This is a genomic window from Streptomyces sp. WZ.A104 (assembly GCF_002382885.1).
Taxonomy (GTDB): Bacteria; Actinomycetota; Actinomycetes; order Streptomycetales; family Streptomycetaceae; genus Streptomyces.
In genome coordinates, this window is sequence record NZ_NWVL01000120.1 from 1 (window position 1) to 14,793 (window position 14,793).

The window sequence follows — 14,793 nt, forward strand, 5'->3', positions numbered from 1 at the left end:
TCACCACCGGCCGCATGACCCTCCACACCACCCACACCACCAAAACCACCACCGAACACGAAGCCCTCCGACTCGCCGGAGCACTGGAGAACGCCTCCGAACACCCCATCGCCCAAGCCATCGCCACCGCCGCCACCGACACCACCGGCCCCCTCCCCACCCCCGACGACTTCACCAACATCCCCGGCCTCGGCGTCCAGGGCATCGTCGAAGGCCACGCCCTCCTCGTCGGACGCGAACAACTCCTGACCGACGCCGCGATTCCCCTCCCGCCCGAGCTGTCCGCGGCCCTGGCGGAGGCCGAGGAGAACGGGCGTACCGCCGTCGTCGTGGCCTGGGACGGGGAGGCGCGGGGTGTACTCGGAGTGGCCGACACGGTCAAGGACAGCAGCGCGGCCGCCGTGGCCGAACTGCGCACCCTCGGGCTGAGGCCCGTGCTCCTGACCGGTGACAACCGGGCCGTGGCGGAGACGGTAGCGGCCGAGGTCGGCATCGAGGAGGTGTACGCGGAGGTCATGCCGCAGGACAAGGTCGACGTGGTCAAGCGCCTTCAGACCGAGGGCCGGGTCGTCGCCATGGTCGGGGACGGCGTCAACGACGCGGCGGCTCTGGCCACCGCAGACCTGGGGCTGGCGATGGGCACCGGGACGGATGCGGCGATCGAGGCGAGCGACCTCACCCTGGTTCGTGGAGATCTCAAGGTGACAGCTGACGCAATCCGCCTCTCCAGGCGTACTCTGGCCACCATCAGGGGCAACCTCTTCTGGGCCTTCGGGTACAACGTCGCGGCCTTGCCCCTGGCTGCAAGTGGCCTGCTCAACCCTATGATCGCGGGAGCCGCCATGGCGTTTTCGTCCGTGTTCGTCGTCACGAACAGCCTACGGTTGCGTGCCTTCACGTAACTTCCACAAAGAGATTTAGATCACACCGCTATTGGGGTAACCATCCGGTGGGTTCGCGAGTCTTAGAGTGCGATGCCAAGGATGTCTTGGGGGACGTCCGATGGAGTGTCTTGGGGGACGCTCCTGTTGGCAAGCGTTGGCCGGGGCACGTGCACCGGGGAGCTTTGAGCGGCCCTCCCGTGCGTACGTACCCCGGCAGACCGCAGCACAACAGAACAACGGGAGCTTCGACTCCCTACAGACGCCCGGCCGGATCCCGTGGGGGGAATCCGCTCCGGGATATGGGAAGCGCCCCGGCCGTCGACCCGTGGGGGGATCGGCGGCGGGGCGTTTCTCGCGTGCTCAGCACCTCAGCCCCCCCCTTTCAGCCCCCCCCTTCAGCCGCCTTTCAGCACCCTCCTTCACCGCCCCACCTTCAGAGCTCAGCGGCCTCCCCGTCGGCGGGCTCAAGCAGGGCGCACACACCTGCCCGCCCCCTGAACGCCGAATCGCCCCGGACACCGCGCTCTGTGCGAAGCGCGGTACGCGGGGCGAAGGCAGTCGGCCGAAGAGGCCGGGTGGTGCGGGGAGGGCTCCGGGTCAGCGGCCCTCGACCGGGACGAAGTCACGCAGGACCTCGCCGGTGTAGATCTGGCGCGGGCGGCCGATGCGGGAACCCGGCTCCTTGATCATCTCGTGCCACTGGGCGATCCAGCCCGGAAGGCGGCCGAGCGCGAAGAGCACGGTGAACATCTCGGTCGGGAAGCCCATGGCCCGGTAGATCAGACCGGTGTAGAAGTCCACGTTCGGGTAGAGGTTGCGCGAGACGAAGTACTCGTCGGAGAGCGCGTGCTCCTCCAGCTTGAGCGCGATGTCGAGCAGCTCGTCGGACTTGCCGAGCGCGGACAGCACGTCGTGGGCGGCAGCCTTGATGATCTTGGCGCGCGGGTCGAAGGACTTGTACACCCGGTGGCCGAAGCCCATCAGGCGGACGCCGTCCTCCTTGTTCTTCACCTTGCGGATGAAGGAGTCGACATCGCCGCCGTTGGCCTGGATGCCTTCCAGCATCTCCAGCACCGACTGATTGGCGCCACCGTGCAGGGGGCCCCACAGCGCGGAGATACCGGCGGAGATCGAGGCGAACATGTTCGCCTGCGAGGAGCCGACCAGACGCACGGTGGAGGTCGAACAGTTCTGCTCGTGGTCCGCGTGCAGGATGAGCAGCTTGTCCAGCGCCGAGACGACGACCGGGTCCAGCTCGTACTCCTGGGCGGGGACCGAGAAGGTCATGCGCAGGAAGTTCTCGACGTACCCGAGATCGTTGCGCGGGTAGACGAAGGGGTGCCCGATCGACTTCTTGTAGGCGTACGCGGCGATCGTCGGCAGCTTCGCCAGCAGGCGGATCGTCGAGAGGTGGCGCTGCTTCTCGTCGAACGGGTTGTGGCTGTCCTGGTAGAACGTGGACAGCGCGCTGACGACCGAGGACAGCATGGCCATCGGGTGGGCGTCGCGCGGGAAGCCGTCGAAGAACCGCTTGACGTCCTCGTGCAGCAGCGTGTGCTGGGTGATCTCGTTCCTGAAGGCGGCCAGCTCGTCGACCTTCGGCAGGTCACCGTTGATCAGCGTGTACGCGACCTCAAGGAACGACGAGCGCTCGGCGAGCTGCTCGATCGGGTATCCGCGGTAGCGCAGGATGCCCTGCTCACCGTCGAGGTACGTGATGGCGGATTTATAGGCGGCGGTGTTGCCGTATCCGCTGTCCAGCGTGACCAGGCCGGTATTGCTCCGAAGCTTCCCGATGTCGAAGCCCTTGTCGCCGACGGTGCTGTCGATCACCGGGTAGGTGTACTCGTCATCGCCGTACCGCAGTACTACAGCGTTGTTGGTGTGCTCGCTCACGTCATCCCTCACCGACGTAGTGCCTCTTCTTCGAGGTGCCCTGACTGTCTCCACCCTCCCCCATTCGGCTCAGGAGAGTGCACTCGGGGTCGTCCATTGGACCTACTGACGGCACTGAGTGCCGCCAACTTACTCATCCTGCCCCCTTGACTCCGGTTCCGGAAGGCCTCCGTGATGTTTCCCACCGATTTGATCGATCATTTTTGTGTAGGGGTCACGAGAAGTCTTCTCCTGAGCCGCCTCGGAGCCGGAAATCCAGTGCCGTACAGCGCCTGCCTGCGGAAACCGTGCGGACCGCCTGGCCGATCGCCTTACGGGACCCGACCAGCACGACGAGCTTCTTGGCCCGGGTCACGGCGGTGTAGAGGAGGTTGCGCTGGAGCATCATCCAGGCGCTGGTGGTGACGGGGACGACGACGGCCGGATACTCGCTGCCCTGGGAGCGGTGGATGGTCATGGCGTACGCGTGGGCCAGCTCGTCCAGCTCGTCGAAGTCGTAGCCGATCTCCTCGTCCTCGTCGGTGCGGACGGTGAGCGTCTGTTCGTCCGCGTCGAGGGCGGTGACGATGCCGACCGTGCCGTTGAAGACGCCGTTCTCGCCCTTGTCGTAGTTGTTGCGGATCTGGGTGACCTTGTCGCCGACGCGGAAGACCCGGCCGCCGAACCGCTTCTCGGGGAGGTCGGGGCGGCCGGGAGTGATGGCCTGCTGGAGCAGCCCGTTCAGGTGGCCCGCACCGGCCGGACCGCGATGCATCGGCGCGAGGACCTGCACGTCACGGCGGGGGTTGAGACCGAACTTGGCCGGAATGCGGCGGGCCGCCACGTCCACGGCGAGCTTGCCCGCGTCCTCCGTCTCGTCCTCCACGAAGAGGAAGAAGTCGCTCAGTCCTTCGGTGAGCGGGGGTCGGCCGGCGTTGATCCGGTGCGCGTTGGTGACCACACCCGACTGCTGGGCCTGGCGGAAGATCCGGGTGAGGCGCACGGCCGGGACCGGGCCGCCGTCCGCGAGCAGATCGCTCAGCACCTCCCCCGCGCCGACCGAAGGCAGCTGGTCGACGTCACCCACGAGAAGCAGATGGGCACCGGGTGCCACGGCCTTGACGAGCTTGTTGGCGAGCAGCAGATCGAGCATGGAGGCCTCGTCGACGACGACCAGATCGGCGTCCAGCGGCCGGTCCCGGTCGTACGCCGCGTCCCCGCCGGGCTTCAGTTCGAGCAGCCGGTGCACGGTGGACGCCTCGGCTCCGGTCAGCTCGGCGAGCCGCTTGGCGGCGCGGCCCGTGGGCGCGGCCAGCACCACCTTGGCCCGTTTCGCCCGGGCCAGCTCGACGATGGACCGGACGGTGAACGACTTCCCGCAGCCGGGCCCACCGGTCAGGACGGCCACCTTCCGGCTGAGCGCGAGCCGTACGGCCTCCTCCTGCTCGGGCGCGAGGCTGGCCCCCGTACGCGTGGCGAGCCAGGCCAGCGCCTTGTCCCAGTCCACCTCCTGGAAAGCGGGCATCCGGTCCTCGCCGGTGTTCAGCAGCCGCCGCACCTGCCCGGCGAGCGACAGCTCGGCCCGGTGGAACGGCACCAGGTAGACAGCGGTGACCGGCTCACCCCCCTCCGGTGACGGCACCTTCTCCCGTACGACACCCTCCGGGTCCGCGGCGAGCTCCGCCAGGCACTCGATGACCAGCCCGGTGTCGACCTGGAGCAGCTTCACCCCGTCCGCGATGAGTCGCTCCTCGGGAAGGAAGCAGTGCCCCTGGTCGGAGGACTGGGACAGCGCGTACTGAAGCCCGGCCTTGACGCGCTCGGGGCTGTCGTGCGGAATGCCGACCGCCTGGGCGATCCGGTCGGCGGTCAGGAAGCCGATGCCCCAGACGTCGGCGGCCAGCCGGTAGGGCTGGTTCCGCACGACGGAGATGGAGGCGTCCTCGTACTTCTTGTAGATGCGGACGGCGATGGAGGTGGAGACGCCGACGCCCTGGAGGAAGACCATGACCTCCTTGATCGCCTTCTGTTCCTCCCACGCGGCCGCGATCATCTTCGTGCGCTTCGGGCCGAGGCCGGGGACCTCGACGAGGCGCTTCGGTTCGTTCTCGATGATGTCGAGGGTGTCGACCCCGAAGTGGGTGGTGATCCGGTCGGCCATCACCGGCCCGATGCCCTTGATCAGCCCGGAGCCGAGGTAGCGGCGGATGCCCTGGATGGTGGCGGGCAGCACGGTGGTGTAGTTCTCGACGGTGAACTGCTTGCCGTACTGGGAGTGCGAGCCCCAACGGCCCTCCATCCGCAGCGACTCACCGACCTGCGCGCCGAGCAGCGCACCGACCACGGTGAGGAGGTCACCGCCTCCGCGCCCGGTGTCGACACGGGCGACGGTGTACCCGTTCTCCTCGTTGGCGTAGGTGATCCTCTCCAGGACACCAGTGACTTCACAAACGCCTTCGCGGCTGCCCCGCTTGGCGTCAACTCCCCTACCCGGCACCGCCCCACCTGCTCATCCGGTCTCCGCTGTCTCTGGGAGGCTACCGCCCGCCACCGACAGAGCGGGCTCGACCATGTTCCGCGAGGTGGATGTCCGGTGTGGGGCGACAGCCTGGCTGTCCTCGTGAGATAACGACTTGGAATCGCGCCCCCTGGCCCGTCTCGAAGCCTGCATGCTCAGGCCATGGGAAGACGCGAGGGGGTGCGCAGGGGAACGGTCCGGGGGTATCTGCTCGACGGCTGTCTGGCCGTGCTCGTGCTGCTTCTCATGTGTGTCATCGGGGCGTGGGTCTGGCTGGCCACGGCGGATGACCGCGCCGAGGCAAAGGCCCGCGCTGATATGCGGAGTGCTGCTGAGGCGCGGCAGGAGAGGCTCGCGGGCGCGGCAGCCGACGGTGTACTGGACGACAGCGAGATCGCTCAAGTCTTCCCACGGGGAAAGCCGGCTCAAGGCCTGGTCGGCGTCGAGCGGCAGGGCCCAGATCTCACGGTGACGGCAGAGCTGCTGGGCGTCGGACCGGGGGCCTTCCTTGCCGGCGAGACACTTGTGACGGGGTGCTTCGCCTTCGAGGTCGCGCTGGACGGCAAGTCAGGGCCTGCGGTCACCGTCAGGGAACTGGCCGTGGAAACCGAACCGCAGTCGGCGTGTACGGCGGCAGGGGTGCCGACTCCCAGCGTCCGTCCAGGAGAGCACCCAACCTCGCCGTGACCCAGGTCACGTTTGTTTGGTGAGGTGTGATCCGCTCCAGGACCCCTTCGAGGACGGCCATGTTGGACATGTACCGACGCTACCGGTTGGCACTGACAGGGCGGTTCGCGGCCCCAAGCCCCGTCACGGGGTGCGGGGGCCGGGCCGCTCATGGAGTGTCTGCGTCCGGTTCGCTGTCAGCCGTGCGGAGTCCGGGCCGGTGGGGTTCGGCCGCGTCGAGCCGCGCGCCACGGCTCTCCGCGACGCGCACGACCTGGTGCAGCGACTCGGTCAGCCGGCCGGCGAGGAAGTGAATCTGCGGCCCGGTGGCATTGCCGTCGGCCAGCAGATCGGCGGCGTGGCCGAGCAGCTCGTCCGCCATGTCGAGCTGGATGCTCTCGACTTCGTCAGCTCTCCGCGACACGTAACCGGTGCCGTCGCCCACGACGTAACAGGGCTTCCCTCCCGCACCCGTCCATGGCAGCAGCCGCATCGGCCGACCCTCGACGAATTCGCCGTTCGTCCTCATGCCATGCCCTCCGTCAGACGACCGATGTCCACGCCCCGCACGATGACCAGCAATCCCCCGCGCCGGATGCGCCGCCGCGCCTCGGCCACCCGCGCCTCGGCCACCCGCCGTTCGTGCGCCACGAAGTACGGGCGCACCAGTGGGCTGTCCTCGCCGCGCGGGGGACGCTCACCGGTCCGGTAGGAGGTCGGGCCGCCGACGTAGTCGCAGGAGTAGGGGTGGACGTACGCGTACGTGTCCATCGGGTGCCGTTGGCGCGATGCGGGGGTCAGGACACGCAGCACCGGCTTCAGGAGCCGGGCGAGGGCGTGCTTCATGGGGCCTGCTTTCTCAGGGTGCGTCGAGGTACGGGCATCGCTTCTTTGCGTAGCGAACCCATCACAGAGTGGGGTCGAAGGTCGCTACGCTTCCAGGGGGTCGGGCATGACAGCACGCTGGTCAGATCGAGGAGTTGGGCGCGCATGAAGTCGAACGACAGGCCGCGCACGGCACGGCAGAAGTACGGCGAGGAACTGAAGCTGCGCCGCCTGGCCGCCGGGATGACACAGGAGGCACTGGCCATACAGGTCGTCTGCTCGCCGACGCTCATCAGCCACTACGAGGCGGGGCGGCGGTTGCCCAGTCCGGACGACGCCCGGCGGATCGACCGGGCGCTGGGGACGGACGGGTTCTTCGAGCGGTGGCTGGAGGACCTGGAGACGAAGTACACCGACCACTTCGCGGCCGTGGCGGAGCTGGAGCTGCAGGCGGTGCTCATCCAGCAGTTCGCACTGACGCTCGTACCCGGCCTGTTGCAGACGAACGACTACGCACGGGCCCTGTTCCAGGCGTACCGGCCCAACCACCGCCGGGAGGAGATTGACCAGGACGTTGTCATTCGAACAGAACGCGCCCGTCTCCTCGACGGACCGATGAATCCGGTGGTGTGGACCCTGCTGGACGAGGCGGTGCTGCGGCGGCGGGTCGGTGGCCCGCAGGTGATGGCCAGGCAGCTGCGGAAGATCGCGGATATGGCCGAGGCGGGACGACTGCGGCTGCACGTGCTGCCGTTCGAGGCGGGAGCCCACTCCCTCCAGCAGAGCCTGCTGACGCTGATGAGCTTCGCGGACTCCGCACCGGTGGCGTACGTCGAGGGCTTCCAGACAGGCAACTTGATGGATGATCCGCGCTTGGTGGCGTCCAGCCGCACGGCCTACGATCTCGCTCTGGGCGATGCGTTGTCGCACCAGGAATCGGTGGCCCGTGTACGGGCCGCAGCGGAGGAGCACGAACATGGTCAGCAGTAGGCGGAGTGCCCCGGACGCGTCCACGCTCACGGGCTGGTTCAAGTCCAGCTACAGCGGCGGGGACCAGGGCGAATGCCTTGAGGTCGCGTACGGCCACGCCACCGTCCCCGTACGCGACAGCAAGGTCCCCGCAGGCCCTGCGCTGGCCTTCTCCGCCCGGGGCTGGTCGGCCTTCGTCACCGCCGTCAAGCACGGCAGCCTCTCCGCCTGACCCACGGCCTCCGACCAGCGGCCCCGTCACGGCCCCCGATCTGACGGGGCCGCCGTCATGGTCCGTTCTCCTCTGCGGCAGCACCCTGGTGATGACGGTCCTCGGCCCCCGCCGCGACCTGGGCACGCTGCGGCCGGTCGGCTCCACCCGGCAGGCGGCCACTTCGCGCGAGGCGGTTCTCCAGTGCCCGCCGCCGGGCATCCAGGCGAGGTCGCCTCGCGCTCACCCCATGCTCGCCGCGACCTCGCTGCGAAGCTGCGGCAGTTGGTCGTGCAGCACACCCGGGCAGAGGGTGTCGCCGAAGTCCTGGTGACCGTAGATGCGGGTCGGTGCGATGGCGTACTGCTCGCAGACGTACGCGCAGAGCACCACCAGGACCTCCCACTGAGCCTGCGGCGGCTGTGCGCCGTCGTGGTACGCGCCCTCGTTGGCGATGCCGATGGCTTCCTCGTTCCGGCCGGAGGTGTGAGCGCCCTGGACGAAGTCGCTGCCGCTGCGCAGCGTGCCGAGGCTGCGGTGGCGGCCCTCGGTGATCCAGCCGCCCCGGCTGACGAGGAAGTGGTAGCCGGTGTCGGTCCACCCGTTCTTGTCCATGTGCAGGTCCTGGACCCAGTGGGCGTGGCGGTGGGCCTGGGCGCGGGAGTCGTCGGAGGTGTTGGCGCTGACCGTGTGGTGCACGATGATCATGGTGGGCCGCTTTCCCACCAGGCTCACCGGGCCTTGGGGCGGACGGGCGTTCCATTGGGACGTGCTGTCGATGTCCGGTTCGACGGTGCCGAGGGCGTGGGCCGTACCCGGTAAGGCGACGGCGGCCAGGCCGCCCGCACCGGCGAGCAGGACGTGACGACGGGACGGCTGCGGAAGGTTCACGGCGAGCTCCTGGTGTGTGGTCGTTCCGGCCCGGCGGGCGGGCAGCGGCCGATAGAGGCAGCTGGTCGTTCCGGCCCGGCGGGCGGGCAGCGGGCCGGTGAGGGCGGCCAGGGGGGCGGCGGGTACAGCGGCCGGGTGCGCCATGGACGGGACGCACCCACCCGGCTGCCGCGAAGGGCGGGGCCGCTACGCCGTGTTGCCGGCGAGGGCCTGGAGCCGGGCGAAGCTCCCGTTGAACTTGTTGCGGTCCACATCGCCGGAGACCCCGCTGACCCGGCCGGTCGCCGTGTACTGCCAGATCGTCCAGGTGGGGAAGCCGTTCGGGATGTTCGGGCTGCTGGTACCCCAGTGCGCGACCCACAGCGGGGACTTGGCGGCCATGCCGGTCCAGTTGCCGGTGCAGGTGTTCCACCAGCCGGCAGTCGTGTAGATGACGACGTCCCGGGTGGTGCGCGCCTTGTACGTGTTGTAGAAGTCGTTGATCCACGTGCGCATCCGGGTCGTGGAGAGGCCGTAGCACATGGCACCGTACGGGTTGTGCTCGATGTCCAGCACACCGGGGAGGGTCTTGCCGTCCTTGGACCATCCTCCGCCGTTGCTCGCGAAGTAGGCCGCCTGGGTGGACCCGTTGGAGATGTCGGGGCGGGCGAAGTGATACGCGCCCCGGATCAGACCGGCGTTGTAGGAGCCGGTGTAGTTCGCGTTGAAGCGGCTGTCCTTGAAGCTCGTTCCCTCGGTGGCCTTCATGTAGGCGAAGTCGATACCCGCGGCCTTCACCGAACCCCAGTTGATCGCCCCCTGCCAGTGGGAGACGTCGATGCCCTGGACTCCGCTGGTGTCCATCGGTGTGACCCCTCCCGCCGCCGAGGACGCGGGCCCTTGCTCGATGCGGGTGCCCGCACCCATCCACGCCTGCCCGGAGCGGACCGGCTTGTCGGGTGCGGGCGGCGCGGCGGCGGCCGCGCCCGTGCCGGTCAGGACCAGTGCCACGGCACTGCCGAGAGCGGCGGCCGGTAAAGCCCCTCGGGATCTCTTGATTCGGCGGGACGGAGAACGGTACGCGGGCATAGCCACCTCCGGGCACGTTGACGAGGAAGAGATCCAGGGCACTCGGCCATCGAATGCCATGGACATGTCATGAGTAATGCACGGACGGGAAGGGGCGTAAAGAGTCCATTTGGTGTAGACCTGTGACGCCACTCCTCACCTGCGAAGACGCGTCGGAGCGGCAAGAATTTTCATTTCTGAAGGCCGCCGCCCCGGGGAGGTCGGCTGTACGGAATGAAGGCCCTGCGGATACGGGGTCCACGCATACGAGCACTACAGCGGAGAGGACTACAGCGAAACGGGGCCCGGCCTCGCGGCCGGACCCCCCTCGCTTTCCCCTCCCGTCGGGCCTTCCCGTTCCCCCCGGACCCCTCCCCGGAAGTCCCGACGCCCTGTGTGACCCGGGAGGCCCGCCAAAGGTTGCAACCCTTTGCGACCTCTTTACCTTCGGCTCGGACCGGCCCTCTCAGCAGGCATGTTGCACATAGCGCCCGATCACTTCCGCGAGCACCTCCGCCCCGTCACGGGCCCACAGCTCCTCGTTGAAGATCTCCACCTCGATCGGTCCGCCATACCCGGCCGATTCCACTTGTCGGCGGAACGAGCGGAAATCCACACTGCCGTCGCCCAGCTGCCCCCGGCCCAGCAGCACCCCCGCCGGCAGCGGGGTGATCCAGTCGGCCAGCTGGAAGGCGTGGACGCGGCCTCCCGCCCCCGCACGGGCGATCTGCTCCGGGGCGCGGTCGTCCCACCAGAGGTGGTAGGTGTCGACGACGACCCCCACCCGCTCGGCCGGGAAGCGTTCCGCGAGGTCCAGGGCCTGGGCGAGGGTGGAGACCACACAGCGGTCCGAGGCGAACATCGGGTGCAGCGGTTCGATCGCGAGGCGGACGCCGCGTTCGGCCGCGTACGGGAGGAGTTCGGCCAGAGCGTCCGCCACCCGCTCGCGTGCCCCGTACAGGTCACGGCTGCCCGGCGGGAGGCCGCCCGAGACCAGCACCAGGGTGTCGGTGGACAGCGCCGCCGCCTCGTCCAGGGCCGCCCGGTTGCCGTCCAGCGCGCGGGCCCGCCCGACCGGGTCCGGGGCCGTGAGGAAACCGCCCCGGCAGAGGCTGGTGACGGTCAGACCCGCGTCCGCCATCACGGCCGCCGCGCGCTCGACGCCGTACGCCTGGACCGGCGCCCGCCACAGGCCCACCTTGCCGATGCCCGCCTTGACGCAGCCCTCCGCCAGCTCGGGCAACGACCACTGCTTGATGGTCTCCTGGTTGAGCGAGAGGCGGGAGAGCTGATCGTTCACCGCGCTCCTCCGTGGACCGCCAGCAGCGCTCGCATACGGTGTGCGGCCAGTTCCGGGTCCGGGAACAGGCCCAGGCCGTCGGCCAGTTCGTACGCCTTCGCCAGATGCGGCAGCGAGCGCGCCGACTGGAGGCCGCCCACCATCGTGAAGTGGTCCTGATGACCGGCCAGCCAGGCCAGGAGGACCACGCCGGTCTTGTAGAAGCGGGTCGGCGGCCGGAAGAGGTGGCGGGAGAGTTCGACCGTGGGGTCGAGCAGGGCGCGGAAGGCCTCCGTGTCGCCCGTGTCCAGTACCCGTACCGCGTGCGCCGCCAACGGGCCCAGCGGGTCGAAGACGCCCAGCAACGCGTGGCTGAAGCCACGTTCGTCGCCCGCGATCAGCTCCGGGTAGTTGAAGTCGTCACCCGTGTAGCAGCGCACCCCGCCCGGGAGGCGGCGGCGGACGTCGATCTCGCGGTCCGCCTCCAGGAGGGAGATCTTGATGCCGTCGACCTTGTCGGGGTGCTCCGCGATCACCTTCAGGAAGGTGTCCGTCGCCTCGTCGAGGTCGTCGCTGCCCCAGTAGCCCTCCAGCGCCGGGTCGAACACCGGGCCGAGCCAGTGCAGGATCACCGGCTCGGTCGTCTGGCGCAGGAGGTGGGCGTACGTGGCGAGGTAGTCGTCCGGACCGCTCGCCGCCCGGGCCAGCGCGCGGGAAGCCATCAGGATCGGCTGTACGCCGTTCTCCTCCGCGAGCGCGAGTTGCTCCTCGTACGCCGAAGTGACCTCGGCCAGGGTGGGCGTACCGCCCTCGGGCAGCTGGTCGGTGCCGACGCCGCACGCGATCCTGCCGCCCACCGCCTTCGCCTCCGCCGCCGAGCGGCGGATCAGTTCGGCAGCGCCCGCCCAGTCCAGGCCCATCCCGCGCTGTGCGGTGTCCATCGCCTCCGCCACGCCGAGGCCGTGCGCCCACAGGTGGCGGCGGAAGGCGAGCGTGGCGTCCCAGTCGAGGGCCGCCGGGCCGTCGGGGCTGATGTCGGCGTACGGGTCGGCGACGACATGCGCCGCCGAGAAGACCGTACGGGAGGTGGGGGGCGGCACGTTCGGCGTGAGGTCCAGCGGGGTGCCACTCGGGGTGTACGAGCCCTGGGGCAGGAGAACAGCAGCCGTCACAGCGTCAGCTCCGGCACCTCGAAGCGGCGGCCGCCGGCGGACGACTTGAGTCCCAGTTCGGCGAGTTGGACGCCCCGGGCCCCGGCCAGCAGGTCCCAGGTGTACCGCTCGCCCTGTGCCACATGGCGCAGGAACAGCTCCCACTGCGCCTTGAAGCCGTTGTCGAACTCCTGGTTGTCCGGGATCTCCTGCCACTGGTCGCGGAAGGGCTCGGTGGCCGGGAGGTCGGGGTTCCAGACCGGCTTCGGGGTCGACGAGCGGTGCTGGGCACGGCAGTTGCGCAGGCCTGCCACTGCCGAGCCGTGCGTTCCGTCGACCTGGAACTCGACCAGCTCGTCACGGTTGACCCGGACCGCCCAGGAGGAGTTGATCTGCGCGACCGCCCCGCCCGCCAGTTGGAAGATGCCGTAAGCGGCGTCGTCGGCGGTCGCCTCGTACGGCTTGCCATGCTCGTCCCAGCGCCGCGGGACGTGCGTCTGGACGTGCGCCGTCACGGAGGTGACCCGGCCGAACAACTCGTGGAGCACGTACTCCCAGTGCGGGAACATGTCGACGACGATGCCGCCGCCGTCCTCCGCGCGGTAGTTCCAGGACGGGCGCTGGGCCTCCTGCCAGTCACCCTCGAAGACCCAGTAGCCGAACTCGCCCCGGACGGAGAGGATTTCACCGAAGAAGTCGGCGTCGATCAGGCGTTTCAGCTTGCGCAGCCCCGGGAGGAAGATCTTGTCCTGGACCACGCCGTGCCTGATGCCCGCGTCACGGGCGAGGCGGGCCAGGTCGAGGGCCCCCTCGACGTCCGCGGCGGTCGGCTTCTCGGTGTAGACGTGCTTGCCCGCCGCGATCGCCTTCTTGATCGCCTCCACCCGGGCCGAGGTGACCTGGGCGTCGAAGTAGATGTCGACCGTGTCGTCCGCGAGGACCGTGTCCAGGTCGGTGGACCACTCGGTCAGGCCGTGGCGCTCGGCCAGTTCCTCCAGGGCGTGGGCGCGGCGGCCGACGAGCACCGGCTCGGGCCACAGCACCTCGCCCTCGCCGAGATCCAGGCCGCCCTGCTCGCGGATGGCGAGGATCGAACGCACCAGGTGCTGCCGGTATCCCATGCGTCCCGTGACGCCGTTCATGGCGATGCGCACTGTCCTGCGTGTCACGAAGTTCCCTCCATACCGCCGTAGCAAGCGCTTTCTATCCGAGATGACGCTAGCCTGCCGACAGCGGCCGGACAAGAGGGGGCCGCACGTGACCTCCCGGAGGACAGCGATGACAGTCACCCTGGCGGATGTGGCGGCCCGCGCCCGGGTGTCCCCGGCCACCGTCTCCCGAGTGCTGAACGGCAATTACCCGGTGGCGGCGTCGACCCGGGAGCGGGTCCTGCGTGCGGTGGACGACCTGGACTACGTGCTCAACGGGCCCGCCAGCTCACTCGCGGCAGCCACCTCGGACCTGGTCGGCATCCTGGTCAACGACATCGCCGACCCGTTCTTCGGGATCATGGCGGGGGCCGCGCAGACGCAGATCGGCGGGCCCGGGGACGGCTCGGGCCGGGCGGGCGGCGAGAAGCTGGCCGTCATCTGCAACACCGGCGGCTCCCCGGAACGCGAGCTGACCTACCTCACCCTCCTCCAGCGCCAGCGCGCCGCCGCCGTCGTCCTCACCGGCGGCGCGGTCGAGGACCCGGCGCACCAGGCCGCGATGACCGCGAAGCTGGTGAAGCTCGCGGACGCGGGCACCCGGATCGTCTTCTGCGGGCGGCCCCCGATGCCCGAGGGGGACGCGCTCGTCGCCGCGCTCACGTTCGACAACCGGGGCGGCGGCCGCCGGCTCACCGAGCACCTGGTCTCCCTGGGCCACCGCAGGATCGGCTACGTCGCCGGGCCCCCGGAACGGACCACCACCCGGCACCGGCTGGAGGGCCACCGGGAGGCGCTGCGGGGTGCGGGGCTCGGCCCGGTCCCAGCCGACGAGGAGCGGCTCACCGTGCACGGGCCCTACGACCGGCGTTCCGGGTACGAGGCCACGCTCGAAATACTGCGCCGGGCACCGGACGTGACCGCGATCGTCGCCGCCAACGACACCGTGGCGCTGGGTGCCTGCGCGGCCGTCCGGGACCAGGGGCTGCGCATCCCGCAGGACATCTCGGTGGCGGGCTTCGACGATCTGCCGTTCTCGGTGGACGCGGTTCCGGCTCTGACGACGGTACGGCTGCCGCTCTTCGAGGCGGGCGCGCGGGCGGGCCGGCTCGCGATGGGCAAGGAGAACCCGCCGCCCGGCGGCATCGCGACCATCGCGGCCGAGCTGATGATCCGGGGGTCCACGGCTCCGCCCCGGGGGTGAGCCGGACGGCAGGCCCGATGCGCCTCGCGATGCCGCCCGGGGGGGGGCGTCCCGGCCGGCAGTCCGAGCGGCCGCCCCGGCACGGCCGTGGCGGGCGGGGCCGTGACGGGCGGGGCCGCGACGGG

14 protein-coding genes are annotated in these 14,793 nt (G+C 69.8%); 5 read left to right on the forward strand and 9 right to left on the reverse strand.

Annotated features, from left to right (window positions below):
• Positions 1-902, forward strand: a 902-nt coding sequence (locus tag CIB93_RS35375; RefSeq protein ID WP_257002511.1) for an HAD-IC family P-type ATPase, incomplete at its 5' end; no start/stop codon positions are given.
• A gap of 579 nt (positions 903-1,481) precedes the next feature.
• Here the strand turns inward: CIB93_RS35375 and CIB93_RS35380 are convergent.
• Complete coding sequence (locus CIB93_RS35380) at positions 1,482-2,780, reverse strand: citrate synthase (protein ID WP_096632892.1); 1,299 nt, start codon at positions 2,778-2,780, stop codon at positions 1,482-1,484.
• A gap of 214 nt (positions 2,781-2,994) precedes the next feature.
• Positions 2,995-5,256, reverse strand: coding sequence for an ATP-dependent RecD-like DNA helicase (locus tag CIB93_RS35385; protein WP_096632893.1), 2,262 nt, complete (start codon positions 5,254-5,256; stop codon positions 2,995-2,997).
• A 183-nt stretch (positions 5,257-5,439) separates the two neighbouring features.
• On the opposite strand from CIB93_RS35385, the gene CIB93_RS35390 reads away from it, so the two are divergent.
• On the forward strand, positions 5,440-5,964 hold the full coding sequence (locus CIB93_RS35390) for a hypothetical protein (RefSeq protein ID WP_143660126.1): 525 nt from the start codon (positions 5,440-5,442) through the stop codon (positions 5,962-5,964).
• A 148-nt stretch (positions 5,965-6,112) separates the two neighbouring features.
• Here CIB93_RS35390 and CIB93_RS35395 read toward each other — a convergent pair whose 3' ends face one another.
• Positions 6,113-6,472 (reverse strand): hypothetical protein, encoded by a 360-nt coding sequence (locus tag CIB93_RS35395; RefSeq protein ID WP_257002512.1) that lies wholly within the window; start codon positions 6,470-6,472, stop codon positions 6,113-6,115.
• A complete protein-coding gene (locus tag CIB93_RS35400; protein ID WP_096632895.1) occupies positions 6,469-6,789 on the reverse strand; it encodes a hypothetical protein in 321 nt (106 codons plus the stop codon). Before CIB93_RS35400 ends, CIB93_RS35395 begins: the two co-directional genes overlap by 4 nt.
• Positions 6,790-6,933: 144 nt before the next feature.
• On the opposite strand from CIB93_RS35400, the gene CIB93_RS35405 reads away from it, so the two are divergent.
• Positions 6,934-7,758 carry a helix-turn-helix transcriptional regulator gene (locus CIB93_RS35405; RefSeq protein ID WP_096632896.1) on the forward strand — a complete coding sequence of 275 codons (825 nt, stop codon included), beginning with the start codon at positions 6,934-6,936 and terminating at the stop codon, positions 7,756-7,758.
• Entirely contained in the window at positions 7,745-7,969 is a 225-nt protein-coding gene (locus CIB93_RS35410) for a DUF397 domain-containing protein (protein WP_096632897.1), read from the forward strand. The genes CIB93_RS35405 and CIB93_RS35410 overlap by 14 nt, the downstream gene beginning before the upstream one ends.
• A gap of 222 nt (positions 7,970-8,191) precedes the next feature.
• On the opposite strand, the gene CIB93_RS35415 is transcribed toward CIB93_RS35410, so the two are convergent.
• The 5 genes from CIB93_RS35415 to CIB93_RS35435 form a co-directional block, all read right to left on the reverse strand.
• A complete protein-coding gene (locus tag CIB93_RS35415; protein WP_096632905.1) occupies positions 8,192-8,839 on the reverse strand; it encodes a peptidoglycan recognition family protein in 648 nt (215 codons plus the stop codon).
• Between the two features lie 186 nt (positions 8,840-9,025).
• Complete coding sequence (locus tag CIB93_RS35420; protein ID WP_096632898.1) at positions 9,026-9,907, reverse strand: lysozyme; 882 nt, start codon at positions 9,905-9,907, stop codon at positions 9,026-9,028.
• A gap of 445 nt (positions 9,908-10,352) precedes the next feature.
• On the reverse strand, positions 10,353-11,186 hold the full coding sequence (locus CIB93_RS35425) for a sugar phosphate isomerase/epimerase (protein ID WP_096632899.1): 834 nt from the start codon (positions 11,184-11,186) through the stop codon (positions 10,353-10,355).
• Entirely contained in the window at positions 11,183-12,337 is a 1,155-nt protein-coding gene (locus tag CIB93_RS35430; RefSeq protein ID WP_096632900.1) for a dihydrodipicolinate synthase family protein, read from the reverse strand. The genes CIB93_RS35425 and CIB93_RS35430 overlap by 4 nt, the downstream gene beginning before the upstream one ends.
• Entirely contained in the window at positions 12,334-13,485 is a 1,152-nt protein-coding gene (locus tag CIB93_RS35435; protein ID WP_096632901.1) for a Gfo/Idh/MocA family protein, read from the reverse strand. The genes CIB93_RS35430 and CIB93_RS35435 overlap by 4 nt, the downstream gene beginning before the upstream one ends.
• 109 nt (positions 13,486-13,594) lie before the next feature.
• On the opposite strand from CIB93_RS35435, the gene CIB93_RS35440 reads away from it, so the two are divergent.
• Positions 13,595-14,668, forward strand: a complete 1,074-nt coding sequence (locus CIB93_RS35440) for a LacI family DNA-binding transcriptional regulator (protein ID WP_096632902.1) — start codon at positions 13,595-13,597, stop codon at positions 14,666-14,668.
• Positions 14,669-14,793 lie beyond the last annotated feature (125 nt).

What these genes read in the sequence shown, in the direction of transcription:
- CIB93_RS35390 (WP_143660126.1), top strand. Translation starts at nt 5,440, where the DNA reads ATGGGAAGACGCGAGGGGGTGCGCAGGGGAACGGTCCGGGGGTATCTG.
- CIB93_RS35395 (WP_257002512.1), bottom strand. Translation starts at nt 6,472, where the DNA reads ATGAGGACGAACGGCGAATTCGTCGAGGGTCGGCCGATGCGGCTGCTG.
- CIB93_RS35400 (WP_096632895.1), bottom strand. Translation starts at nt 6,789, where the DNA reads ATGAAGCACGCCCTCGCCCGGCTCCTGAAGCCGGTGCTGCGTGTCCTG.
- CIB93_RS35405 (WP_096632896.1), top strand. Translation starts at nt 6,934, where the DNA reads ATGAAGTCGAACGACAGGCCGCGCACGGCACGGCAGAAGTACGGCGAG.
- CIB93_RS35410 (WP_096632897.1), top strand. Translation starts at nt 7,745, where the DNA reads ATGGTCAGCAGTAGGCGGAGTGCCCCGGACGCGTCCACGCTCACGGGC.
- CIB93_RS35420 (WP_096632898.1), bottom strand. Translation starts at nt 9,907, where the DNA reads ATGCCCGCGTACCGTTCTCCGTCCCGCCGAATCAAGAGATCCCGAGGG.
- CIB93_RS35440 (WP_096632902.1), top strand. Translation starts at nt 13,595, where the DNA reads ATGACAGTCACCCTGGCGGATGTGGCGGCCCGCGCCCGGGTGTCCCCG.